This window comes from Streptomyces sp. NPDC005775, from assembly GCF_042871565.1.
GTDB lineage: Bacteria > Actinomycetota > Actinomycetes > Streptomycetales > Streptomycetaceae > Streptomyces.
The window spans coordinates 210,133-235,535 of record NZ_JBIAIU010000012.1 but is presented as its reverse complement, the minus strand read 5'-3'; the positions used below and the strand labels follow the sequence as shown (position 1 = coordinate 235,535).

The following is a 25,403-nucleotide window of genomic DNA, read 5'->3' as shown; positions in this document are numbered from 1 at the left end:
GGCGCCCCCCGCTGCGGCTGTCGTCATCCCGTCAGCTCTTGTACGCCTTGGCCGCGTCGGACTCCAGCTTGGCCTGGGTCCCCGCGATGTCCTTCGGGTTCTTGAGGAAGTCCTGGAGGGTCTTCCACTCGCCCTTCCCGGGCGTCCCGCCGAACGACTGCGGGGCCTGGTCGGACATGTCGAACCGGACGGCGTCACCGGCCGCGATCAGCGCCTTCGCCATCGTGCGCTGCACCTCGTTGGGGTACGCGGCCGGGTCCAGTTCCTTGTTCGGTGAGATGAACCCGCCCTGTTCGGCCCAGATCTTCGCGGCGTCGGTGGAGGCCAGCCAGGTCAGCAGGGCCTGTGCGCCCTTGCTGTCCTTCAGCGCCACCGCCGCGTCGCCCCCGGTCACCACGGGCGACTCGGCGCCGACCGCGGGGAACGGGAAGACCTTCGCGTCCGTACCGATCTTGGCCTTCGTCTGCGCGATGTTGACGCCGACGAAGTCGCCCTCGAAGACCATGGCGCCCTTGGGCTGGTCACCGCCGGTGAAGGTCTGCGTGACGGAGGCCGGGAACTCCGTCTGGAGCGCGCCGTCGGCGCCGCCCGCGATCAGGGAGGGCTTGCCGAACAGCTGCGCCAGCGTGGTCAGGGCGTCCTTGACGGACGGATCCGTCCACTTGATCTTGTGCTGGGCCAGCTGGTCGTACTTCTCCGGGCCCGCCTGGGAGAGATAGATGTTCTCGAACCAGTCGGTGAGTGTCCAGCCGTCCGCGCCGCCGACCGAGACCGGTGTGACGCCCGAAGCGGACACCGTCTCCGCCGTCGCCAGGAAGTCCTTCCAGGTCTTCGGCTCACTAGCGCCCGCGTTCTCGAACGCCTTGGCGTTGTACCAGATCAGGGACTTGTTGGCGGCCTTGAAGTACACGCCGTACTGGGTGCCGTCGACCGCGCCGAGGTTCTGCCAGACGTCGGAGTAGTTCTGGCCGAGCTGGGCCTTCGCCTCGTTGCCGAGCGGCTTCGCCCACTTCTTCTCGACGGCCTGCTTGATGGCGCCGACCTGCGGGATCATCGCGACGTCCGGCGGCTGACCGCCCGCGATCTTCGTACCGAGGAAGTTCACGATCGGGTCCTGCGCCGGGACGAACGTCACCGTCGCGCTGGTGCGCTTCTCGAACTCCTTGAGGACCTTCACGAAGTTGGCCTGCTCGGGCCCGGTCCAGACCGCGGCGACCGAGATCTTCTCGCCGTCCAGTTTCGGCAATACGACGCTCGGCGTGGTTTCCGCTCCCTTGGACGGGGCGTCCCCGTCGTTCGAGTCCTTTCCGCCGCTGTCACCGTCGCTTCCGCAGCCGGTGAGGGCCAGTGCGCCGATGGCGGTGAACACCAAGGCGGCCCTGCGAATCCGAAGCGTTGTGCGCATCCCTGCCCCGTCTCTCCTGTGCGCCTGCACGGAACGGCACCGGCCGGACTTCCGACGGTGCCGCTCATCCATCACGTCGTCCTGTGCGCACAGTCCTACGCTGGGTGTCCGGGTGCCGCAATACCGCCAGCGGGCCCAACTCGAAGATCGTGATGGGCTCGTGACGTCAGGTCAGGGGGAGTGCGGGGCGATGGGGAGGAGAGGGGGCCCACCGGGGTGGCCCCCGTCGCTCAGGTGTGCGTGGGGAGCAGGGGTGGCAGCGGCTCGGCGTTCACCGAACGGGCCGCCCGCTCCAGGGCGCTGGCCAGCAGCGCCAGGTCGGTGGGCCCGTTGCCCAGCTCGCGCAGCGGGCGACGGGTGGGCGGATCGCCCATCCGCTCCCACTCCAGCGGTACGACCGTCGGCCGCAGGGTCGCCGTACGCGGGATGCGGCCGGTCACCCGGCCCCCCTGGAACGGTGTCACCCGCCCGTCGGGATGGCCCAGCCGCCCGCGGCCCGGCGCCGGTTCGTCCGGTGACGGCGGCACGACGGGCGGGTCCAGCACGACGCGCAGCCGCGCCCCGCGGGCCAGTTCGGTGTCCTCGGTGCGGTCCGGGCGGGCGGACGTCGCGACCAGATGGATCCCGAGCCGGCCCCCGTCCCTGGCCACGGCCTCCAGCGCCCGGACGACCGAACCCGCCGCCGGACGGCCCGGGCTGCCCAGCGCCGGGGCGATCAGCGCGTCGAAGTCGTCCACGAGCACGACGAGCCTGGGCAGCGGCGAGGGCCCCGGATCCGCCGCCCGCGCCGAGGCGGGCCGCAGCCGCAGGGTGCCGCTCATCGCGGACTCGACGTCACCGCGCTGCTCGGACGGGCCTGAGGGCCGCTGTCCGGCCATCCGCTGCGCCACCTCGTGCCGGCTGTGCCAGTCGGCGAAGTCGAGGCCGCCGAGGAGCTCGGCCCGCCGCTTCACCTCACCGCCCAGCGCCTGGGCGAACTCCCGCATCCGGACCGGATCGGAGGCCACCAGGTGCGTGAACGCGTGCGGGAGCTCGGTGCAGGGGCGCAGGCTCTCGCCCCGCTCGCCGCCCGCCCCGTCGACCAGCAGGATGCCGAGCCGGTCGGGCCGGTCGGCGGCGGCCAGCGATGCGGCGACCGCCCTCAGCAGTTCCGTACGCCCACTGCCGCCGGGCCCCTCTATGAGCAGGTGCGGCCCCTCGTCGGCGAGATCCACACGCACCGGACCGCGGGGCCCGGCCCCGAGCACCACGACGGGCCGCCCGGCAGCCGTCCCGGCGGGGGCGCCGGAGGATGCGGGCCGGGGAGCGGGCACGGGGGCCCGCCCGGACTCGGCACCGCGCGCGGCGACCTGGGGCGCGTCGCCCTGACGGGGCCCGCTGACCCGGTTCGAGGAGCGCCCCGACCCGGCGGTACGCAGGCTGTCGGCGCCCTGGACGTCTCCGGCCCCGCCCCAGGAGCGGGTGTCGGAACCCGGCAGGGTGCGGGAACTGCGTGTGTCCCCGGGGCCCTCGTCGTAACGCCGCGCCCCGGAGCGGGGGTGGGGCGTGCGGCCGGAGCCGGCGCTGTCGGGGTAGGGCGTGCGGCCCGAGCCGCGGTCGTCGGATGCGCGCGGGTAGGGCGTGCGGCCCGAGCCGCGGTCTTCGGTTGTGCGGGGGTAGGGCGTGCGGCCCGAGCCGGTGGGTTCCGGGTACGGCGTGCGGCCGGAGTCCCGGGTGCGGCCTTCGTCGTCCGTGCCCGGTGGGGTGCCGGTGTGCGGGGCGGCGGCGGCGGTGCGCTGGGCGCCCACACGAGGGTCCGGGCCGCCCGGGTGAGGGGTGCGGGCCGAGCCGCGGGAGTCGTCGGCCTCGGCTTCCGTACCGCCGCCCGTCCAGCTGCCGGCGCCGCGGACCGTGGCCCCGGGCTGTTCGTCCGCGGCCGAGGCCCAGCGGGCCATCAGCGAGGCCGGGGTGGCGCGGGCCAGGCCCAGCTCGTCCAGGAGGCGGGCCGACGGCGGGAGCGCCACAGCCGCGCGGTGGCCCGGCAGCGCGGTCGAACCCTCGGCGCGCAACGGGGCGAGCGCCCGCGCGAACCTCTCCGCCCAGTGCGCCGACACCGCGTCGACGGCGGCCACCGTGCCGTGGCCGGCAGCCCGCCCGCCCGCGGTGCGCAGCAGCCGCAGGGCCGTCGCCACATCACCGCTGAGCATGGCCACGGCCCCGCACTCCCTGAAGGCGATCGAGGCATGGCAGGCCGCCTCGTACGTCGCGGCGACCGGTGACGTGGGCGTGGCGGCCGGGGTCTCCGCCAGACAGATCAGATGGATGCCCGCCGCCGCGCCTGCCGCCGCCAGCCGTGCGGTGTTCTCGCGGAGCACCGCCGAACCGGGGTCGCCGTCGACGATCACCACGGTGAACGGGCCCTCGTAGTGACGGGCGGCCTCGGCGACCGTACCGGCGTCGAGGCTCGCCCAGCCGGGGCCGAGCGGGCCCTCGTCCAGCCGGCGCACCAGCTCCGTCGTCCGGGCGACCGCCTGCTCACGGTCGTACGCCAGCAGCAGCCGGCAGTCCTGGCCGTGCATCGGACGCAGATGCGGCAGCCAGCCGAGCCAGGCCCACTCGCGCCGCCGCTCGTCCGTGCCGCGCCCCCGGTCCGTGCTGATCAGCACGATCTCCAGATCGGTGGGGGAGTGCAGCGCGGCCAGCTGCGCCACGGCGGAGCGGGCGAGCCCGGCGAGCCGTTCCCGCGGCCCGGCGAGCCCGAGGGAACCGGCCTCCCGCAGCCCCACCGTCACCGGCACGGCGGGCAGGTCGGCCCGCTCGGTCGTGCCCAGCCGGACCACCAGCGCCTCCGGGTGCGCGGTGTCGCGCTCCCACAGCCGGGGCCCCGGGCCGAGCGCGGTCAGCAGGACGGAGGCCGGATCCGGCCAGGTGCCCTCGGGGGCGGTGGGCAGCGCGGTGAACGTCTCGGTGGGAGTCGGGGGACCGGCCTCGTCGGGCACGCCCTCGTGCACCGGATCGCCCTTGCCGCCCGCGAGCCGGCGGGCCCACTTGCCTATGCCGCGGCGGGGCGCCCCGTCGTCCGGCAGCCGGCCGGTACGTCCGGAACCGGAGTGCTGCGGCCGTGGCGTGGGCGGCTCCTCGGGGCCCGGGTAGCGCGTGTGCTCATGGGCGGCCGCGTCCGGCCCGTCGTCCTCCTCCGGTCCGGTGTACGCGGGCCCGTAGCCGTGGTCCGGGGCCGTCGGGGAAGCGGCCGGGGCCCTGGCCACCCGCAGATGGCCCTCGCCGTCCGGGGCCGTCCCCAGCGTCGGCGGCCGCGCGCCGGAGGTGAGCCGTAGCGTCGACTCCCCGAGCCGGAGCAGCGCGCCGGGATTCAGCCGGACCGGACGGTCGCGGACGTCCGCGCCGTCCAGCGAGGTGCCGTTGGTGGAGCCGAGGTCGGCGACGGAGACCCGGCCCTCCGCGGAGACCGTCACCGCGCAGTGCAGCCGGGACACATCGGGGTCGTCGAGCGGGACGTCCGCGTCCGCCGAGCGGCCGATCCGGATCTGCCCGCCGTGCAGCAGGTGGACCCCGCCCGCGTCCGGTCCCGCGATCACGTGCAACTGGGCCGGGACGGTCTCGTCCGGCGTCTCGTCCTCGCCCGGTACCTGGAGCGAGAGCACCGCCCCGTCGACCAGCGGCGGCTCACCGAGCGCGCACCGGTGGGCGTCGAGCCGCTCGCGCCCGGCGAACAGCACCACCGCACCGCTGCCGAGGGAGCCGTCGGGCCCGGAGACGGAGGCGGCCAGGTGGGACGCCACGGTGGCCAGGGCCGTCCCCGCAGGGGCGGTCACCAGCACGTCGCAGGCGCGTGCCGGGGTCTGGCCGCTGCGCGGCGCGAGGACGGTCAGCCGGATCTGCATCGCGTCAGCGGTCCCTTCTGCGCGCGGTGTCCGGCAGGAGGGATGCCCTGTGATTCCCCCCACCCGGCACGGACGCGTCGTCCGGTACAGGTTCGTCACGTACCGCAGGGCTCCCGACCCCACAGTTCTGTGCTGGGGGCATCCTCGCACCTGCCACTGACAACACGCCCGGGGGTGACCGTTAAGTGATCTTGAAACGTCGGCTGTGCGCCCAAAACTGCCTGCTTGGCCGGTTCTCCGGGGCGTCCCCGACGGGTCGGGAGCGTGCTCGGCGTGTTCCGGACCGGGGTCCGGAAGCGTTCCGTCCGGCCGTGCGGCAGCAACCATCCGCACCGCACGGGCGTCTTTCTCCGCAGTCGTCCCGACCCGGCCGTTCACTCCGGCCCTCCCACTAGAGTGGGCCGGAAACTCCGGACGGATCCGGGGGGACCGCAAGCACCACGATCAGCAGGGAGCGCATGACGTGCGGCCGGTAGGCAGCAAGTACCTGCTCGAGGAGCCGCTGGGACGCGGCGCCACGGGCACCGTCTGGCGCGCCCGCCAGCGTGAGACCGCGGGCGCCGAGGCGGCCGTCGCCGGTCAGCCCGGCGAGACCGTGGCGATCAAGGTCCTCAAGGAGGAGCTCGCCAACGACGCGGACGTCGTGATGCGGTTCCTGCGCGAGCGCTCCGTCCTGTTGCGGCTGCGGCACGACAACATCGTGCGCACCCGCGACCTGGTCGTGGAGGGCGATCTCCTCGCCCTCGTCATGGACCTGATCGACGGCCCCGACCTGCATCACTACCTGCGCGACAACGGCCCGCTCACCCCGGTCGCCGCTTCGCTGCTCACCGCGCAGATCGCGGACGCGCTGGCCGCCAGCCATGCCGACGGCGTCGTCCACCGCGACCTGAAGCCGGCCAACGTGCTGCTCGACGAGCGCGACGGCCGGATGCATCCGATGCTCACCGACTTCGGCATCGCCCGTCTCGCCGACTCCCCGGGCCTGACCCGGACCCACGAGTTCGTCGGGACGCCGGCCTATGTGGCGCCCGAGTCGGCCGAGGGGCGCCCGCAGACCTCCGCCGTCGACATCTACGGCGCCGGAATCCTGCTGTACGAGCTACTCACCGGCCGTCCGCCGTTCGCCGGCGGCACCGCGCTCGAAGTCCTGCACCGGCACCTCAGCGAGGAGCCCCGCCGCCCCAGCACCGTCCCCGCCCCGCTGTGGACGGTGATAGAGCGCTGCCTGAGCAAGGACCCGGACCGCCGGCCCAGCGCCGAGAACCTCGCCCGCGGGCTGCGTACCGTCGCCGCCGGCATCGGCGTGCACGCGAACTCCGCGCAGATCGCGGCCGCCGACGGGGTGGGCGCCCTGCTCGCGCCCGACCCGGCCCCCACCGCAGTACCGGAGACGCCGGGAGCGGCCGACCCCACCCAGGTGCTGCCCAGCAACGCCGGCTCGTACGACCCGAACGGCTACGACCCCAACGCGGCCACCAGCGTCATGCAGCAGAACGCGGGGCCGGGCGGCCCCCACGCCGACCCGACCGCGGTCATGCCGCCCGTCCTGCCGCGCCCCGAGGGGACACCGCAGCCCGACGGGCCGCACCCGTGGCAGTCCCAGCTCCAGGCCGCCCGCGACCGCAACGAGCAGACGCAGGTCCAGTACCTCGACCCGAGCCAGGACCCGCTGCGCCGCCGCCCCCAGCGCCAGCAGCCGCAGCAACAGCAGCAGCCACCGCACCGCCAGCAGCAACAGCAGCAGCAGCCGCAGTACCGTCAGCAGCAGCAGCAGCAGCAGTACCAGCCCCAGCAGCAGTACCAGCCGCAGCAGCAGCGCCAGCAGTACGCGCCGCAGCAGCCTCAGCAGCCGCAGCAACCCCAGCAGCCGGCGCAGCGCCCGCCCCGCGAGCCGAGGCAGCGCGGCGCCAACCCGATGAAGATCCCCGGCCTCGGCTGCCTGAAGGGCTGCCTGTTCACGCTGGTGCTGCTCTTCGTCGCTAGCTGGCTGATCTGGGAGCTCACCCCGCTGAAGGACTGGATCGGCCAGGGGCAGGGCTACTGGGACGCGATCACCGACGCCTACGACACCGTCACCGGCTGGATCTCGAAGATCGGCGGGGACGGCGGCACCTGACGGCGGAACCCGACCGGACAGCTGATCGCTCACCGGGCACCGGACACACGGACCACCGGCCCCCGGGCCCCCGGACATCGACCGGACTCTGTAGCTATATCGACTTCTGCGGACCAATTCCGCGGCAATTCGCCCGCAGAAGCGAAGGTTGGCGCCATCCGGGGCACGCGACCCCCCGTTCGCCGCGTAGCTTTGTCGACCGGGGGTTGTTGAGCGACGGTCCATCGCCAGCCGCTGAGGGAGCAGTCTTGGCACGGAATATCGGCAGCCGGTACACCGCCCACCAGATTCTGGGGCGCGGCAGCGCCGGCACGGTGTGGCTCGGCGACGGCCCCGAGGGGCCCGTCGCCATCAAGCTGCTCCGCGAGGACCTCGCGTCCGACCAGGAACTCGTGGGCCGCTTCGTCCAGGAGCGCACCGCCCTGCTCGGGCTCGACCATCCGCATGTCGTCGCCGTCCGCGACCTCGTGGTGGACGGCAACGACCTGGCCCTCGTGATGAACCTGGTCCGCGGTACGGATCTGCGCACCCGGCTCGACCGCGAGCGCCGGCTGGCCCCCGAGGCGGCCGTCGCGATAGTCGCCGACGTCGCCGACGGCCTCGCCGCCGCGCACGCGGCCGGAGTGGTCCACCGCGACGTCAAGCCGGAGAACATCCTGCTCGACATGGAGGGGCCGCTGGGCCCCGGCAACTCGCACCCCGCGCTGCTCACCGACTTCGGGGTGGCCAAGCTGATCGACACCCCGCGCCGCACCAAGGCCACCAAGATCATCGGTACGCCGGACTATCTGGCCCCCGAGATCGTGGAGGGCCTCCCGCCGCGCGCAGCCGTCGACATCTACGCCCTCGCGACCGTGCTGTACGAGCTCCTCGCGGGCTTCACACCCTTCGGCGGCGGCCACCCCGGCGCCGTCCTGCGCCGCCACGTCACCGAGACCGTCGTCCCGCTGCCCGGCATCCCCGAGGAGCTCTGGCAGCTGCTGGTCCAGTGCCTGGCCAAGGCCCCGGCCTCCCGGCTGCGCGCCTCCGAGCTGGCGGCGCGGCTGCGCGAGCAGCTCCCGCACCTGGCCGGCATACCGCCGCTGGACGTGGACGAGCCGGACGAGGAGTCCGAGTCCGAGCCGCACGGCCGGACCTACGACGAGCAGCAGTACACCCCGGCGGCCGAGGAGCCGCGCCGCCGCGGCGCCGTACCCCTGGTCCCCGGCTCGTCCCCCGACTCCAACCGGGACACCCACACGAGCATGCGCGTGCCGGCCCCCGACGAGCTGTCCGGCGGGCCCCGGGGCACCGCCCGCGCCCCCCGCGCCCCGGGCAAGCCCCGGCCGGGCTCGGCGCGCAACAAGTCGGCGGCCATCCGCAAGCGGCGCCTCACCCTGGGCGCCGCGGCCCTCGTGCTGGTCGCGGCGGTCGGGGTCGGCGGCTGGCTGGCCCTGAGCGGCGACGACGCGGGATCGACACCGCAGGACACGAGGAATTCGGCACCCGCCGCCCCCTGACCCGGCACCCCGGGCAGGGGCGGCGGAGCCGCGATCAACCGGTCCGAGGAACGCCCGCCGCGACAGCCGTTACGCTGGACCCGTGGCAGTCGTCGATATTTCCGAAGAGCTGAAGTCCCTCTCCTCGACCATGGGGTCGATCGAGGCCGTCCTGGACCTGGATGCGCTGAGGGGTGACATCGCCGTGCTCGAGGAGCAGGCGGCGGCGCCTTCCCTCTGGGACGACCCGGACGCGGCGCAGAAGATCACCAGCAAGCTTTCGCACCTCCAGGCCGAGGTCCGCAAGACCGAGACCCTGCGCGGCAGGATCGACGACCTCGAAGTCCTCTTCGAGCTCGCCGAGGACGAGGGCGACGCGGACGCGCTCGCCGAGGCCGAGTCCGAGCTGGAGTCCGTCCGTAAGGCACTGGACGAGATGGAGGTCCGCACGCTCCTCTCCGGTGAGTACGACGCGCGCGAGGCCCTCGTCACCATCCGCGCCGAGGCCGGTGGCGTCGACGCCGCGGACTTCGCCGAGAAGCTCCAGCGCATGTACCTCCGCTGGGCCGAGCGGCACAACTACAAGACCGAGGTCTACGAGACGGCGTACGCGGAAGAGGCCGGCATCAAGTCGACCACCTTCACCGTCGAGGTGCCGTACGCCTACGGCACGCTCTCCGTCGAGCAGGGCACCCACCGGCTCGTCCGGATCTCCCCGTTCGACAACCAGGGCCGCCGCCAGACGTCCTTCGCGGGCGTCGAGGTGCTGCCCGTGGTCGAGCAGACCGACCACATCGAGATCGACGAGTCCGAGCTCCGCGTCGACGTGTACCGCTCCTCGGGCCCCGGCGGCCAGGGCGTCAACACCACGGACTCCGCGGTGCGCCTGACCCACCTGGCGACCGGCATCGTCGTCTCCTGCCAGAACGAGCGCTCGCAGATCCAGAACAAGGCGTCCGCGATGAACGTCCTCCAGGCGAAGCTCCTCGAGCGCCGCCGCCAGGAGGAGCAGGCGAGGATGAACGCGCTCAAGGGTGACGGCGGCAATTCCTGGGGCAACCAGATGCGTTCGTACGTCCTGCACCCGTACCAGATGGTCAAGGACCTGCGTACGGAGTTCGAGATGGGCAACCCCGAAGCGGTCTTCAACGGTGAGATCGACGGCTTCATCGAGGCCGGCATCCGCTGGCGCAAGCAGAGCGAGAAGTAGTCCCGCCGGGCCGGACGCGAGCGAGGGCTGGCGTGGGAGCGTTGTGAGCTCCCTGCCCGCCCTCGCCGGTGTGCGGGGGGAGCGGTCAGGACACGGTGCGGCCCAGGCACCGCTTCAGTTCGTCGACCTCATAGAAGTAGCTTCCCTTCGCCACCGGCTCGCAGCCCTTCTTGAACGCGGTCTGCTTCTCGTTGTAGAGCATCCGCACCAGGTACTTGTTTCCCTTCCGGAACAGGTCCCACTGGATGTTCGTGGCCATGGACGCCACGGAGGCGCCGCGCCAGGCGTTGTTGGCGTACGTGTACGGCTCCTGCGGTGACGCGGCCTCCGTGCTGCCGGGCAGGCCCATGAGCGCGGCGAGCGGGATGATCTCCTCCGCGTGCGTGAAGCGCAGCTCGGCGCCCGCGTTGCTCGTACCGGCCCGCTTGGCGTCGATCTTCGTGAAGAAGTCGTCGAGCAGGACGTTCGCCATCCTGTACGTGATGTCGCTGTCGTCGAAGCCGGGGCCCTTCTCGTAGAAGTCCTCGGCGTCGCTGAGGTACGCGAACCACCGCGCGTCACGGGGGGCGATGTAGCGCTCCATGTTCCAGTCGCCCTCGTCGGCCATGGCCGGGGCGATGCTGTAGAGGGCGTAGACGGCCTGTGCGGCCTCCACCTCGGTGGCGATCGAGTCGAACTCGCCCGCCGCGATCCGCTCGACGAAGGCCGGCTTGAAGATCTTCTTCAGTACGTTGCGGGCCGCGGTGTGCGAGGCCGGCTGGTCGGTGATCGTGGCGAGGGTGGCGGCGAGCCGCTCGTCGTTCTCGACGTAGTCCCGGTACTCCGCGCCGCCGGCCGACTTGTGGAAGTAGAGCAGGTCGGCGTCGGTCCTGGCCGGGGTGATGAGGGGAGCCAGGGCCGGGTCGTTCTCGGCGAGGGCCTCCGTGAACAGGTTCCCGCTGTCGACGGCACGGTCCTTGCCGGAGTTGACGACGTTGATCCGCTCGGAGTCCCTGGCCATCTGCCGGAAGAGTCCGGGCAGCCGCTGCTCCAGCCGTACGGCGGTGTCCTGGATCTCGCGTACGCCGCGCCCACTGAGCTGTCCGTAGCCGATCGCGTCCATGGCGGCGAGCAACGACTGCGTCTCGCCGCCGAACCGCTCACCGTCGCGCGTCAACTGCCCTTCGCCGCGCGCCTTCTCCCACAAGGTCAGGACCAGGTCGCCGTCCTCGCTGTCGGAGGCCGCCCGGGAGCCGTGGCGGGAGACGTTCTCGGTGAACACAGGAACGAAGCCCTTGGGAGCCTTCTGGTACGAGCGCGGGTTCTGCTGCGGCGCGTACGGCGTCTTGGTGGCGTAGGAGCCGGAGGAGCCCGTCGTGGCCTGCGCCGGCAGTGCTGTCGGCAGGAGGGCGGAGACGGCGAGCGTCAAGGAGAGTGCGGCGGTTCGCTTCTGCATGGGTTCACCGGGGTTCGGGGCGTCGGTTCGTGCGGACGTCCGCAGGATGATCGTTGCGGATGAACCGGACATGGCCGCGACGCCAAGGGCAGGCGTCCGAAACACACCCGGGACAAAGGGGAGTTGGCTCCATGGGTTGCGGAGACGGCGTGGTGAGTGCGTCACAGTCGTGGTGCTGAATGACGGTCAACTCCATGCATATCGGTGCGCACTGCACAGAACGGCCTTGACGTAGTCCTTAACTCTGGACAGGGTGCTGGAGCAGCGTGCGTATGTCTGGGATGGGTGTGATCGGGGGCGGGCGGCATGGCCACGGCACGACGTGGGCCGGCGCTCGGAGCAAACCCCGCTGGGCCATGCCCCGCATATGGCTGCTCCATTGACGAGAACGGCTACTGGGGGTAGCAGCACATGACAAAGAAGACGCGAGTCCGCGTCGCGCGGATAGCCGCGGGTGCGGTCATTGCCGCGGGTGCCTCGCTCACCGCCGCGGGTGCGGCGCAGGCCGTGGGTATCAATGTCGGCGGTCTGTCCGTCAACGCCCACGCCGACGAGTCCGGCCTCGGCATCGACGCCGGTCTCGGCCCGCAGGGTGAGGCCGACGGCGGTACGGACGCGGGCGGGGCTGTCGACCAGGGACAGACCACGGGTGAGACGACCGGTGAGACCACCACCACGGGTGAGACCACCACGACCGGCGAGACCACCACGACGGGTGAGACCACCGGCGAGACCACCACCACGGGTGAGACCACCACGACCGGCGAGACCACCACGACGGGTGAGACCACCGGCGAGACCACCACCACGGGTGAGACCACCGGCGAGACCACCACGACCGGCGAGACCACCACGACGGGTGAGACCACCGGCGAGACCACCACCACGGGTGAGACCACCGGCGAGACCACCACCACGGGTGAGACCACCGGCAAGACGTCCACCACCGGTGAGAACACCTCCGGGCAGACGGGTTCGTCGACCGGCTCCACCGGTGAGACCGGCACCGGCACCTGCACCGTCGACCTCGACGGTGCCGAGTGCGCCGACAACACGGACACCGACTCGGTCGGCAACCAGCCGGCCGAGCAGGGCAAGGGCAAGGACGAGCTCGCCGAGACCGGTGCCGCCGAGACCACGTTCCTGCTGGTCGGCGCCGCGACGATGATCGCCGGAGGCATCGGCTTCCGGATCCTGCCGCGCCTGGTGAACGGCCGCACGGCCGCCTGACGGGCCGCAGCGGTTCGCGTACGCGTATGCATACACACAGGGGCCCCGGACGCCGATCGGCGTCCGGGGCCCCTGTGCAGGTATCTGCGCCTACGAGAACGGCCCCGTACGGGGCGGGTGGATGCGCTCTACACGGTCTGGTGCGCCAGCAGCGCGAGCGCGGCCAGCAGCACCACCATCAGGGCCACCAGCATCGCCGGGCTGAGCCCTGCGAAGGGGCCCTGCTCCTGCTCCTGCCGCATACGCGCGCGGCTCGCCCGGCATACGGGGCAGCGCCCCTCGTTCACGGGCGCCGCGCAGTTCGCGCACACCAGTCGGTCATAGGTCATGCGCTTTCCTCCTCCCGCGCGGCGGAGCCGCACAAGCTTTCTCTCCGCACAACGCTCACGGAAACGCGACCGTTCCCCCTACCACTGTGCCAGCTCGCACGGGTTTCGGCTCGGCCCGCCGGATACCTCCCGCTCCGTTCCGCTTCCGGCGCAGCCCGGGCCGCTGCCGTTTCACCGTAAATCACCCATCCCGGTACGCGCGCCTGCACGCCTGAGCCCGGTTCGCGTATGGTCACGCACACCTACTCCCGGCCGACCGTGGTGCATCCGTGATCCGATTCGACAACGTCTCCAAGACCTACCCGAAGCAGAGCCGTCCCGCTCTACGGGATGTGTCTCTCGATATCGAGAAGGGTGAGTTCGTCTTCCTGGTGGGCTCCTCCGGCTCCGGCAAGTCCACCTTCATGCGTCTCATCCTCCGCGAGGAGCGCGCCAGCCAGGGCATGGTCCACGTCCTCGGCAAGGACCTCGCGCGCATGTCCAACTGGAAGGTGCCGCACATGCGCCGCCAGCTGGGCACGGTGTTCCAGGACTTCCGCCTCCTTCCCAACAAGACCGTCGCGGAGAACGTGGCGTTCGCCCAGGAAGTGATCGGCAAGCCGCGCGGTGAGATCCGCAAGGCGGTCCCGCAGGTCCTCGACCTCGTCGGCCTCGGCGGCAAGGAGGACCGGATGCCCGGTGAGCTCTCCGGTGGTGAGCAGCAGCGCGTGGCGATCGCGCGGGCCTTCGTCAACCGGCCCATGCTGCTGATCGCGGACGAACCGACCGGCAACCTCGACCCGCAGACCTCGGTCGGGATCATGAAGCTGCTGGACCGGATCAACCGCACCGGGACCACCGTGATCATGGCGACCCACGACCAGAACATCGTCGACCAGATGCGCAAACGCGTCATCGAGCTCGAGCAGGGCCGTCTCGTACGCGACCAGGCGCGCGGCGTCTACGGCTACCAGCACTGAGCACCCAGCACTGAAAGGACGCCATGCGCGCCCAGTTCGTCCTGTCGGAGATCGGCGTCGGCCTCCGTCGCAACCTCACGATGACCTTCGCCGTCGTCGTCTCCGTCGCCCTCTCGCTCGCCCTGTTCGGTGGCGCGCTGCTCATGCGCGAGCAGGTCAGCACGATGAAGGACTACTGGTACGACAAGGTCAACGTCTCCATCTACCTCTGTGGCAAGGGGGATGCGGAGACGGTGGTCCAGTGCGCCAAGGGTGCGATCACCGATCCCCAGAAGAAGGAGATCGAGGCCGATCTCAAGAAGATGGACGTCGTCGAGAAGGTGATCTACGAGTCGTCCGACGAGGCGTACAAGCACTACCAGGAGGAGTTCGGCGACTCCCCGATGGCGAGCAGCATCACGCCGGACCAGATGCCGGAGTCCTTCCGCGTCAAGCTGCACGACCCGACGAAGTACAAGGTCGTCGCCACGGCCTTCGCCGGGCGTGACGGGGTGCAGTCGGTCCAGGACCAGAGAAGCCTCCTGGACAACCTCTTCGAGCTGATGAACGGCATGAACGTCGCCGCGGTCTGCGTGATGGCACTGATGCTCGTCATCGCCCTGATGCTGATCGTGAACACCGTCCGGGTGTCCGCGTTCAGCCGACGGCGGGAGACGGGCATCATGCGGCTCGTCGGCGCCTCCGGCTTCTACATCCAGATGCCGTTCATCATGGAGGCCGCGTTCGCCGGACTCATCGGTGGCGTACTGGCCTGCGTCATGCTGCTGGCCGGGCGCTACTTCCTGATCGACGGCGGCCTCGCCCTCCAGGACAAGATGAACCTGATCGACTTCATCGGCTGGGAGGCCGTCCTCACCAAGCTCCCGCTGGTTCTGGCGATCGGCCTGCTGATGCCCGCAGTTGCCGCTCTCTTCGCGCTGCGCAAGTACCTCAAGGTGTGACATGCGCCCCGTGGGGCGCGCGGCCAACGGGCCGTGCGCCGTCGGGGCGTTGTCCTAGACTCGGCGCCATGCCGGGCCCTGAGAACCGTTTCGGGCCCCGCGGCCTCTGCCGCGGGGCGGCCCTGACATTGGTCTTCGCGAGTGTGCTCGCCACGGCCGCCGCCACCGGTTCGCTGCCGCGCGGTGAGGCGCGGAGCGCCGACATAGAGACCCGGTCCGTCGCCGCCTCGGCCGACCGTGACGCGGTGACCGAGGCCGCCGCCGAGGCCGTGGCCGACGGCAAGTCCGGCACGGAGGCGGCCGAGGAGGCCGTCAGCCGCAGCGGGGACCGCTGGGGCGCGGTCTACGACGAGCGGGAGTACCAGGAGTTCGAGCAGGCCCTCGACGGCTCGTACACGGGCGTCGGGATCGCGGCCAGACGCTCCGACGACGGGACGGTCGCGGTCGCCCGGGTCCAGCCGGGCGGCCCCGCCGACCGGGCCGGCATCCGGGCCGGTGATCTGCTGCGCACGGTCGACGGAAGCCGGGTCGACAAGCGGCCGGTCTCCGATGTCGTGGCCCTGCTGCGGGGCGACCGTAAGGGCGCGGCCGCCGGGACCACCGTGGTGCTGGGCGTCCAGCGGGGCTCCGTCACCCGGACCGAGACGCTGCGGCGGGCCCGTCTCGCCACCGAGGCCGTCTCCGTGCACCACCTCGGACCGGACCGTTCCGATTCCTCCGCAGCTGTCCTGATCGAGGTCGACTCGTTCACCAAGGGAACCGGTGACGCGGTGCGCGACGCGGTCCTGAAGGCGCCGGCGGGCGCCGGTGTGCTGCTGGATCTGCGCGGCAACTCCGGCGGACTGGTCACCGAGGCCGTCACCGCCGCCTCCGCCTTCCTGGACGGCGGCCTGGTCGCCACGTACGACGTGCACGGTGAGCAGCAGGCCCTGTACGCGGAGGCGGGCGGCGACACCGGGCGCCCCCTCGTCGTCCTCGTCGACGGCGGGACCATGAGCGCGGCCGAGCTCCTGACCGGCGCCCTGCAGGACCGGGGCCGGGCGGTCACGGTCGGTTCGCGGACCTTCGGCAAGGGGTCCGTCCAGATGCCGAGCAGACTCGCGGGCGGCTCCGTGGCGGAGCTGACCGTGGGGCACTACCGCACTCCGGCGGGCCACAGCGTCGACGGCCGCGGCATCACCCCCGACCTCGCGGTGAGCGCGCGGGCCCAGCAGCGGGCCGAGACGGTATTGAGTGGCCTCGGGGGTGGGTCGTAGTGCGAAAATGGCCACACTATGGCTAAGGAAAAAGACACCGGGCGCAAGATGGTCGCGCAGAACAAGAAGGCGCGCCACGACTACACCATCCTCGACACCTACGAGTGCGGCCTCGTGCTGATGGGTACCGAGGTCAAATCGCTGCGCATGGGCCGGGCCTCCCTGGTGGACGGCTTCGTGCAGATCGACGGCGGCGAGGCGTGGCTGCACAACATCCACGTCCCCGAGTACGTCCAGGGGACCTGGACCAACCACTCCGCCAAGCGCAAGCGCAAGCTGCTGATGCACCGGGCCGAGATCGACAAGCTGGAGTCGAAGGCGCAGGAGACCGGGCACACGATCGTGCCGCTCGCCCTGTACTTCACCAACGGCCGGGTCAAGGTCGAGATCGCGCTGGCGAAGGGCAAGAAGGAGTACGACAAGCGGCAGACGCTGCGCGAGAAGCAGGACACGAGGGAGACGAACCGGGCGATCTCGGCGGCCCGCCGCCGTCAGCGGAGCGCCTGAGCGCCCCGCGCCAGTGGCTGCCGGCCGGTGCGGCAGGAATAGGCTGGCATCGTCGTGCGTTGGTCACGTACGATGGCACTGCACCCCACGGGGTGTGTACCACCTTTGAAAAATCAACATGGGGATGATCGGTTTCGACAGCGGATGTCGAAGCAGGGGAAGCGAGTCGAGGAAGCGACAATGATCTCGTAAACCATATGTCGCAAACTATAATCGCCAATTCCAAGCGCGATTCCTCCGCCTTCGCCCTCGCTGCCTAATTAGCAGCTAAGCGAAGACTCTGCGGAGTGTCAGCCCGGGGGTGATCCCGACCCGGATCCTGGCATCAACTAGGGATCTAAACTTCTAAGCCCGGTCACGGGGCCTAGAAGGAAATCAAACAGTGACTGGGCCTGTCGGAGGCTTGTTCGCGTGACCTCCGGGGCCGAGAAAAGCGTAGCGAACTGCACTCGGAGAAGCCCTGGTTCCGCACCGTTGGACGCGGGTTCGATTCCCGCCATCTCCACAATTCCCATGTGAACGAGGACCCCGCTGCCACCGGCAGCGGGGTCCTCGTTTTTTGCTGACCGACGCATCTTGGGTGGCGACCGACGCCGCGGGGATTTTCCGGATGCCCCTCAGGGGCGTGCGCCCCCGGCGCGCGAGCATGCACCGCGCTCCCACGCTTCGGAGGGGCCGGCCCGGTCGGGGCAGTACCCGCACCACGGTTCGAAAACAGATGTATCTCTCATGATGAACAACACCCGACCGTGGGGTCGGACTGTCGTCGGCGTGCGCTACATTCATGGCCCGGGTGCACTGTGGTAGGGGGCGCGTGGACAGGGTGGGGGCCCGGTCCGACGACGCACAGACGGTCAGTTGCGCGCACCCGATCCTGAGTGGGGGAAGTGCGTACAACAGTGGAAACTTGGCGTGAAGGTGCCCGTGCGGGTCACACCCACGAGCCGAACGAAGTCACCATCCAGCTGGACGGACTCGGACGGCAGCTCTCCGAGCTGCTGCCGGAACCCAGCGCTCCGGAGGGCTCCGACGGCCCCGTCTTCGTCGACGAGAGCGGTCGGCGCGGCAAGTCGCTCCGGCGACTCGGCTGGGTCCTGGCCGCGCTCTTCCTCGGTTACGCGGTGACGCTCGTCGTCGCCGTGCTCGGAGGCAATTCCAGCGCGCCCTTCCTGCCGCTGTCCGGCCAGGAGGAGCATCGCAAGACGGAAGAGGTACGGACGCCGGCCACGTCGGTCACGCCGGGCGAGAGCCCGGGAGCCCAGGTCTCACCTGGTACGACGCCCGGCACCTCGCTCTCCCCGACCCCGCAGTCCGGAGGGAGCACGCCCGTGCGGGGCGGTGGCGCCGCCGGTAGCGGCAGCGCCTCGGTGCCCGCTTCGGGAACCTCCGCCTCGGCCCCTGCCGCTCCGTCCACCCAGCGTTCCGGGACGGAATCGAGCACCGCGGGCGGTGCCCCGGGCGGCGAGACGTCCGCCTCCACGCCGGCCGTCGAACACGGGACGGCGAGCGCCGATCCCACGGCCACGCCGCCGGACCCCGTGAGCTCGACCGCCACCACACCTGATCCCCCTGTGCAAGAGCAAGAAGGCGCCAGCTAGATGACCACCCCCGCCCCGCGGGTCAGGCACAACCGTAAGAAGCAGGCACGGCGGCGCAGACTTCCCATGCGCTACATGCTGCCGTTCCTGTTCCTCGTTGCCCTGCTCGCCATGTTGATGCTGCGCGGCTACGTGCACAGCGAGATCCTCGCCGACCACCGGATCCAGCCACCGGCGGCCACCGAGCGGGTGCCCGAGCAGGTGCTGGAGGGCGGCCCGGTCATCGACGCGCGCAGCGCCACCGAGCCCGCGAAGACGCTGCGCATCCCCGATCACCGGATCGTGCTGACCTTCGACGACGGCCCGGACCCCGTGTGGACCCCGCGCGTGCTCGACAAGCTCAAGGAGTACGACGCCCACGGCGTCTTCTTCGTCACCGGCACCATGGCCTCGCGCTACCCCGATCTGGTGGAGCGCATGGTCAAGGAGGGGCACGAGGTCGGGCTGCACACCTTCAACCACCCCGACCTCTCCTACCAGTCCACCAGCCGCATCGACTGGGAGCTGTCGCAGAACCAGCTGGCTCTGGCGGGCGCGGCCGGCATCCGCACGTCCCTGTTCCGGCCGCCCTACTCCTCGTTCGCCGACGCGATGGACGACAAGTCCTGGCCGGTCACCCAGTACATCGGCAGCCGCGGCTACCTCACCGTCGTCAACAACACCGACAGCGAGGACTGGAAGCGGCCCGGCGTCGGCGTCATCAGCAAGAACGCCACCCCCAAGGGCGGCAAGGGCGCCATCGTCCTGATGCACGACTCGGGGGGCGACCGGTCCCAGACCGTGGCCGCGCTCGGTCACTTCCTGCCCAAGATGCAGGACAAGGGCTACGAGTTCACCAACCTCACCGACGCACTCGGCGCCCCCAGCGCGCACACCCCGGTCACCGGGTACGCGCTCTGGAAGGGCAAGGCGTTCGTCCTGGCGGTGGAGGTCTCGGAGCACATCACCGATGTGATGGTCGTCGGCCTCGCCGTCATCGGGGTGCTGGTCCTGGCCCGTTTCGGCCTGATGCTGCTGCTGTCCTTCGCGCACGCCCGCCGGGTCCGCAAGCGGGACTTCAGGTGGGGCGAGCCGCTCACCCGCCCGGTGTCCGTCCTGGTGCCCGCGTACAACGAGAGCAAGTGCATCGCCAACACGGTCCGTTCCCTGGTGGCGAGCGACTACCCGCTGGAGGTCATCGTCATCGACGACGGCTCCACGGACGGCACCGCGGACCTCGTCGACAGGATGCGGCTGCCGGGCGTCCGGGTGGTGCGCCAGCGCAACGCGGGGAAGCCCGCCGCCCTGAACAACGGCATCGCGCACGCCCGCCACGACATCATCGTGATGATGGACGGCGACACGGTCTTCGAGCCGTCCACCGTCCGTGAACTGGTGCAGCCCTTCGCCGACCCCCGGGTCGGGGCCGTCGCCGGCAACGCCAAGGTCGGCAACCGCGACTCGCTGATCGGCGCCTGGCAGCACATCGAGTACGTGATGGGCTTCAACCTCGACCGCCGCATGTACGACATGCTCGGCTGCATGCCCACGATCCCCGGCGCGGTCGGGGCGTTCCGCCGCGAGGCGCTGAACCGGATCGGCGGCATGAGCGAGGACACCCTCGCCGAGGATACCGACGTCACGATGGGCCTGCACCGGGACGGCTGGCGCGTCGTGTACGCGGAGAACGCCCGCGCCTGGACCGAGGCGCCGGAGTCCGTGCAACAGCTCTGGTCGCAGCGCTACCGATGGTCGTACGGCACGATGCAGGCCATCTGGAAGCACCGACGCTCGGTGATCGAGCGCGGCCCGTCCGGCCGTTTCGGACGCGTCGGGCTGCCGTTCGTCGCCCTGTTCATGGTCGTCGCCCCGCTGCTCGCCCCGCTCATCGACGTCTTCCTGCTGTACGGGCTCGTCTTCGGCCCCACCGAGCAGACGATCGTCGCCTGGTTCGGCGTCCTCGCGGTGCAGGGCGTCTGCGCCGCGTACGCCTTCCGGCTCGACCGGGAGCGCATGACCCACCTGCTCTCGCTGCCCCTCCAGCAGATCCTCTACCGGCAGCTCATGTACGTCGTGCTGCTCCAGTCCTGGATCACCGCTCTCACAGGCGGCCGGCTCCGCTGGCAGAAGCTGCGCCGCACGGGTGCCGTGGAGGCGCCCCGGGCGGCGTCGAGCCAGGGGGCCGTGCGCAGCACCGACCGGAGGCCCGTCGCGTGACGTATCCCAGCCCCACCCCGCCCGACTCCGGCCCGCGCGGAAACCATGAACCGTACGAACCGCCTCAGCCGTACCACCCGTACGAACCGGCCCAGCAGTACGAACCGGCCCACCCGTACGAACCGGCCCAGCAGTACGAACCGGCTCAGCCGTACGAACCGGCGCCCGGGCCGTACCGGCCGTACGTGCCGCCGAGCCGGCCGTACGGCACCCATGACACGTTCGGCACCTACGACCCCCACGGCCCGGCGACCCAGCCGTTGCCGCAGCAGGTGGGCCTGGTGGGGGCGCCGGACGCTCCGGTCTCCGCGATACCGGGGGCCGAGTCCGCGCCCGTGCCCGCGCCGAAGAAGCCCGGCCGGGACCGCTACTTCGACCTGCTCCGAGCCCTGGCGCTGTTCCGCGTCGTGCTCTACCACCTCACAGGCTGGGCCTGGCTGCCGATCGTCTTCCCGTCGATGGGCGTCATGTTCGCCCTGGCCGGCAACCTCATGGCCCGCTCGCTGAAGCGGCCCGCCGCACAGGTGATCCGCAGCCGCGTCCGCCGTCTGCTGCCTCCGCTCTGGCTGCTCGGGGCGATCGGCGTCACCGGCATGGTGCTCCAGGGCTGGGGGCCGGACGCCGACGGGCACCCCGGCTGGTGGTGGACCCACCTGCTGCTCTGGATCCTGCCGCTCAGCGATCCGCCGTTCGCGGAGGAACTGCCGGGCATCTACGGTTTCCTGGGCGAGACCTGGGGGAGCGACCTCGCCGGGCCCCTCTGGTACATCCGCGCGTACCTCTGGTACGTCCTGATGTCGCCGCTGATCCTGCGGGGCCTGCGCAAGATGCCCTGGCCGACGCTGCTCGCCCCCCTGGTGCTGGCCTTCATCATGTCCAGGGAAGTGATCTCCACCCCGGAGCGCATCGACTCGGCGATCACCGACTTCAGTACGTTCGGCGCCTGCTGGGTGCTCGGGATGGCCCACCAGGAAGGGATCCTGAAACGGCTGCCGTCCTACCTCGTGCCGTCGCTCGCCCCGGTCGTCGCCGCGCTGGGGCTGTGGTGGGCGACGCACGAGGGGTTCCGGGCCGGTTTCGACCTGGACTCCATTCCGCTGGCGCAGGCCCTGTGGTCGTTCGGCTGCGTCCTGCTCCTGCTGCACTACAGCCCGTCCTGGACCGAGTGGCCCAAACGGCTGCGGGCCTGGGACACCACGATCACGCTGCTCAACTCACGCGCGGTCACGATCTACCTCTGGCACAACGTCTGCATCCTCGTCGCCGCGACCATGTACGACCGGCTGTGGGCCGTCGACGTGATCGGCGAGAACGTGCCCTGGCTGCTGGAGAGCTGGGTGCCGGTCCTGATCTTCGCCTGGGCGCTCATCGCGGTGTGCATCCTGGCGTTCGGCTGGACCGAGGACGTCGCGGCGAAACGCCGGCCGCAGCTGTGGCCGAACGGCGCCGCGAAGAAGAGCGCGCGGCCCGGCGGTCCGTCCGGCCGGCCCGAGCGGCCTTCGTCCCGCGTCCGCTGACCACCGTCTCACCGGGCCGGCTCCGGCCCGGTGAGAGCAAGGTTGCGCACCGGTCACCTCGCGGCACCACACCGAAACGCGCGCTCCCTAGCGTCGGGGACAACACCCCGACCACCGTGGAGGCGCGTGATGGCTGGCCGTTGGATCGAGCACTGGGAACCCGAGGACGAGACGTTCTGGCGGGAGAAGGGCGAGCGCATCGCCCGCCGGAACCTCTGGTTCTCCGTACTCTCCGAGCACATCGGGTTCTCGATCTGGACCCTGTGGTCGGTGATGGTCCTGTTCATGGGGCCGGAGTACGGGGTGGACCCGGCCGGGAAGTTCTTCCTGATCTCGACCGCGACACTGGTCGGGGCCCTCGTGCGGGTGCCGTACACCTTCGCCGTCGCCCGGTTCGGTGGCCGGAACTGGACCGTGTTCAGCGCCTTCACCCTGCTGGTGCCGACCGTCGCCGCCTTCGTGGTGATGGAGCCGGGGACCTCGTACACCACCCTCGTGGCCGTGGCCGCGCTGACCGGTATCGGCGGCGGCAACTTCGCCTCCTCGATGACGAACATCAACGCCTTCTTCCCGCTGCGCAAGAAGGGCTGGGCGCTCGGGCTGAACGCCGGCGGCGGCAACATCGGGGTACCCGTGGTGCAGCTCGCCGGGCTGCTCGTGATCGGGACCGCGGGCGCCATGCACCCCCGGATCGTGCTCGGCGTGTACATTCCGCTGATCGTCGTCGCCGGGCTGTGCGCCGCGAAGTTCATGGACAACCTGGCCCCCGTGCAGAACGACACCGGGGCCGCGAAGGACGCCGCTCGCGACCCGCACACCTGGATCATGGCGGTGCTCTACATCGGCACCTTCGGTTCCTTCATCGGCTACAGCTTCGCCTTCGGGCTCGTCCTGCAGACCCAGTTCGGCCGGACCCCGCTGCAGGCCGCCTCGCTCACCTTCGTCGGCCCGCTGCTGGGCTCGCTCATCAGGCCGGTCGGCGGCTGGCTGGCCGACCGGTACGGCGGCGCCCGGATCACCCTGGCGAACTACGCTGCCATGGCCGTCGCGACCGGTGTCGTCGTGTACGCCTCCGGCATCGCGTCGCTCACCGTGTTCCTCATCGGCTTCACCGCCCTGTTCGTCCTCACGGGGCTCGGCAACGGATCGACGTTCAAGATGATCCCGGGCATCTTCCACGCCAAGGCGATCGCCCAAGGGCTGCGCGGCGAGGAGGCGGCGGCTCAGGGACGGCGGCTGTCCGGGGCGGCGATGGGACTGATCGGCGCGGTCGGGGCGCTCGGCGGGCTCGCCATCAACCTCGCCTTCCGGCAGTCCTTCCAGACCTCGGGCACCGGAACGGCGGCCTTCTGGTCCTTCCTCGTCTTCTACGGAGTGTGTTTCGTGCTCACCTGGGCGGTATACCTTCGCCGCACCGCCGCCGTCCCGGCGAAGCCCCAGCTCAGCTACGCGAAAGTGTGATGATGACCTTGCGATGTCGGGTGACGTAACGGGCGGGAAATACGGGTGAACCGAGCCTGTCATGGTTCGTTGGCAGGCTCGGACCTCCGCACCATTGAGCAGCAGCGGGACGAGAGCCGGGTAGACCACATGCACGACGACGAACAGCACGGACCCCTCGCGGGTTTCACGGTCGGTGTCACCGCCGCGCGCCGGGCGGACGAGCTCTCCACCCTGCTGCGGCGGCGGGGTGCCACCGTGGTGCACGCGCCCGCCCTGCGGATCGTGCCACTCGCCGACGACAGCGAACTGCTCGCCGCCACCAAGGAACTCATCGACGACGTCCCCGACGTGGTCCTCGCGACCACGGCGATCGGCTTCCGCGGCTGGATCGAGGCCGCCGACGGCTGGGGCATCGGGGAACAACTGCTGGACACCCTGCGCGGGGTCGAACTGCTGGCCCGCGGACCCAAGGTCAAGGGTGCGGTCCGCGCCGCCGGGCTGACCGAGACCTGGTCACCGGCGTCCGAATCCATGGCCGAGGTGCTGGAGCGGCTCCTGGAGGAGGGCGTCGAGGGCCGCCGCATCGCCCTCCAGCTGCACGGCGAACCCCTCCCAGGCTTCGTGGAGTCGTTGCGCGCGGCCGGTGGCGAGGTCGTCGGCGTCCCCGTCTACCGCTGGATGCCGCCCGAGGACATCGCCCCCCTCGACCGGCTCATCGACATCACGGTCGCGGGCGGCCTGGACGCGCTCACCTTCACCAGCGCCCCGGCCGCGGCCTCCCTGCTGCGCAGGGCCGGGGAACGCGGGCTGCTGACCGAGCTGACCGTCGCCCTGCAGGGCGACGTCCTCTCAGCCTGCGTCGGCCCCGTCACCGCACTCCCGTTGCAGGACCGCGGCATCGACACCGTCCAGCCGGAGCGCTTCCGGCTCGGCCCGCTCGTCCAGCTGCTCTGCCGGGAACTGCCTTCCCGCGCGAGGACCCTGCCGGTCGCCGGGCACCGGGTCGAGATCCGTGGCCATGCCGTCCTCGTCGACGACGAACTGCGCGCGGTGCCGCCCGCCGGCATGGCCCTGCTGCACACCCTGGCCCGCAGGCCGGGATGGGTGGTGGCCCGCGCCGACCTGCTGCGCGCCCTGCCCGGCAGCGGTACGGACGAGCACGCGGTGGAGACGGCGATGGCCCGGCTGCGGACCGCGCTCGGGGTGCCCCGGCTGATCCAGACCGTCGTCAAACGCGGCTACCGGCTGGCCCTGGACCCGGCGTCCGATGCCAAGTACGCGGACTCCTGAGCGAGTCGGCGGGACGCGAGGGACGAAGCTCGCAGCAGGAGTGCGAGTGCGGCGGTGCACAGGAGAGCCCGGGCGGTGTTCCAGGCGACCCAGGCGCCCTCGAAGCGGTCCCGTACGGCGGCGGGGTCGGCGATCCGCGCGGGGGCACCGGCGTCCGCGAGGGCGTTGTTCAGCGGGACGTTGACGCCCGAGGTGATCAGGAACGCCACGGCGTACACCGCGAGCGCGGCGAGGACCCACCGGCGCGGGCCCGGGGAGCGGCGCTGCTGCCAGGAGGCGGCCGCGGTGAGGATCAGCGCGCCGAAGAAGCCGGCGAAGAAGACCGGGTTCTCGATCGCGTCGTTGATGTTCCGCATCACTTCGATGAAGGTCCGGTCGTCGCTGCGGCCGAGCGCGGGCATGACCGCGCACGAGAAGACGGAGAAGGTGCCCGCCATCAGGCCGGTGGCCACGGTGGCGGCGCCGAGTACGAGGGGGCGGAGGGCGGAGGTCGGCCGGTCGGGCCCGCTGGTCGTCATGCGCTCAGTCAAGTGGCCCGGCCCGGTGCGCTCCATGGCTCAGGCGCGCAGTTCCCTTCGCGGGCGTCCAGACCGGGCCCGGCGGGCGGGA

18 protein-coding genes and 1 other RNA gene are annotated in these 25,403 nt (G+C 71.3%); 14 read left to right on the top strand and 5 right to left on the bottom strand.

Annotated elements, in window-relative coordinates; genetic code table 11:
* Positions 1-31: 31 nt before the first annotated feature.
* Positions 32-1,405, bottom strand: a complete 1,374-nt coding sequence (locus ACFYPA_RS26945) for an extracellular solute-binding protein (RefSeq protein WP_359082309.1) — start codon at positions 1,403-1,405, stop codon at positions 32-34.
* 230 nt (positions 1,406-1,635) lie between these two features.
* Positions 1,636-5,286 carry an FHA domain-containing protein gene (locus tag ACFYPA_RS26940; protein ID WP_359082310.1) on the bottom strand — a complete coding sequence of 1,217 codons (3,651 nt, stop codon included), beginning with the start codon at positions 5,284-5,286 and terminating at the stop codon, positions 1,636-1,638.
* A 463-nt stretch (positions 5,287-5,749) separates the two neighbouring features.
* Here ACFYPA_RS26940 and ACFYPA_RS26935 point away from each other — a divergent pair, with 463 nt between their 5' ends.
* The 3 genes from ACFYPA_RS26935 (at position 5,750) to prfB (ending at position 10,093) form a co-directional block, all read left to right on the top strand.
* Positions 5,750-7,405, top strand: a complete 1,656-nt coding sequence (locus tag ACFYPA_RS26935) for a protein kinase (protein ID WP_359082311.1) — start codon at positions 5,750-5,752, stop codon at positions 7,403-7,405.
* Positions 7,406-7,653: 248 nt separating this feature from the next.
* Positions 7,654-8,904, top strand: coding sequence for a serine/threonine-protein kinase (locus ACFYPA_RS26930; RefSeq protein WP_359082312.1), 1,251 nt, complete (start codon positions 7,654-7,656; stop codon positions 8,902-8,904).
* Between the two features lie 82 nt (positions 8,905-8,986).
* Positions 8,987-10,093 (top strand): peptide chain release factor 2, encoded by a 1,107-nt coding sequence (gene prfB / locus ACFYPA_RS26925; protein ID WP_359082313.1) that lies wholly within the window; start codon positions 8,987-8,989, stop codon positions 10,091-10,093.
* Between the two features lie 85 nt (positions 10,094-10,178).
* Here the strand turns inward: prfB and ACFYPA_RS26920 are convergent, their stop codons facing one another.
* A complete protein-coding gene (locus tag ACFYPA_RS26920; RefSeq protein WP_359082314.1) occupies positions 10,179-11,528 on the bottom strand; it encodes a histidine-type phosphatase in 1,350 nt (449 codons plus the stop codon).
* 411 nt (positions 11,529-11,939) lie between these two features.
* Here ACFYPA_RS26920 and ACFYPA_RS26915 point away from each other — a divergent pair, with 411 nt between their 5' ends.
* Positions 11,940-12,758: a hypothetical protein gene (locus tag ACFYPA_RS26915; protein WP_389134586.1), complete on the top strand. Its 819-nt coding sequence runs from the start codon at positions 11,940-11,942 to the stop codon at positions 12,756-12,758.
* Between the two features lie 128 nt (positions 12,759-12,886).
* Here the strand turns inward: ACFYPA_RS26915 and ACFYPA_RS26910 are convergent, their stop codons facing one another.
* The gene (locus ACFYPA_RS26910) at positions 12,887-13,087 is read right to left on the bottom strand and encodes a hypothetical protein (RefSeq protein ID WP_359082316.1); all 201 of its coding nucleotides are present in this window, start codon (positions 13,085-13,087) and stop codon (positions 12,887-12,889) included.
* 269 nt (positions 13,088-13,356) lie between these two features.
* Here ACFYPA_RS26910 and ftsE point away from each other — a divergent pair, with 269 nt between their 5' ends.
* From ftsE to ACFYPA_RS26860, 10 genes are all read left to right on the top strand, one after another.
* Positions 13,357-14,046, top strand: coding sequence for a cell division ATP-binding protein FtsE (ftsE, locus tag ACFYPA_RS26905; protein WP_024489199.1), 690 nt, complete (start codon positions 13,357-13,359; stop codon positions 14,044-14,046).
* Positions 14,047-14,069: 23 nt separating this feature from the next.
* Positions 14,070-14,987, top strand: a complete 918-nt coding sequence (ftsX, locus tag ACFYPA_RS26900; protein WP_359082317.1) for a permease-like cell division protein FtsX — start codon at positions 14,070-14,072, stop codon at positions 14,985-14,987.
* 68 nt (positions 14,988-15,055) lie between these two features.
* Positions 15,056-16,243, top strand: coding sequence for a S41 family peptidase (locus ACFYPA_RS26895; protein ID WP_359082318.1), 1,188 nt, complete (start codon positions 15,056-15,058; stop codon positions 16,241-16,243).
* Positions 16,244-16,261: 18 nt separating this feature from the next.
* Positions 16,262-16,750, top strand: a complete 489-nt coding sequence (gene smpB, locus ACFYPA_RS26890) for an SsrA-binding protein SmpB (protein ID WP_350996693.1) — start codon at positions 16,262-16,264, stop codon at positions 16,748-16,750.
* Between the two features lie 120 nt (positions 16,751-16,870).
* Positions 16,871-17,258, top strand: a transfer-messenger RNA (tmRNA) gene (gene ssrA / locus ACFYPA_RS26885).
* Positions 17,259-17,649: 391 nt separating this feature from the next.
* Complete coding sequence (locus tag ACFYPA_RS26880; protein ID WP_359082319.1) at positions 17,650-18,348, top strand: hypothetical protein; 699 nt, start codon at positions 17,650-17,652, stop codon at positions 18,346-18,348.
* Between the two features lie 66 nt (positions 18,349-18,414).
* Positions 18,415-20,544: a bifunctional polysaccharide deacetylase/glycosyltransferase family 2 protein gene (locus ACFYPA_RS26875; RefSeq protein ID WP_389134642.1), complete on the top strand. Its 2,130-nt coding sequence runs from the start codon at positions 18,415-18,417 to the stop codon at positions 20,542-20,544.
* Between the two features lie 281 nt (positions 20,545-20,825).
* On the top strand, positions 20,826-22,061 hold the full coding sequence (locus ACFYPA_RS26870) for an acyltransferase (RefSeq protein ID WP_389134640.1): 1,236 nt from the start codon (positions 20,826-20,828) through the stop codon (positions 22,059-22,061).
* 129 nt (positions 22,062-22,190) lie between these two features.
* Complete coding sequence (locus ACFYPA_RS26865; protein WP_359082321.1) at positions 22,191-23,522, top strand: nitrate/nitrite transporter; 1,332 nt, start codon at positions 22,191-22,193, stop codon at positions 23,520-23,522.
* A 129-nt stretch (positions 23,523-23,651) separates the two neighbouring features.
* Complete coding sequence (locus ACFYPA_RS26860) at positions 23,652-24,794, top strand: uroporphyrinogen-III synthase (RefSeq protein WP_359082499.1); 1,143 nt, start codon at positions 23,652-23,654, stop codon at positions 24,792-24,794.
* On the opposite strand, the gene ACFYPA_RS26855 is transcribed toward ACFYPA_RS26860, so the two are convergent.
* Positions 24,743-25,312: an anthrone oxygenase family protein gene (locus ACFYPA_RS26855; RefSeq protein WP_359082322.1), complete on the bottom strand. Its 570-nt coding sequence runs from the start codon at positions 25,310-25,312 to the stop codon at positions 24,743-24,745. The genes ACFYPA_RS26860 and ACFYPA_RS26855 overlap by 52 nt on opposite strands.
* Positions 25,313-25,403: the final 91 nt, after the last annotated feature.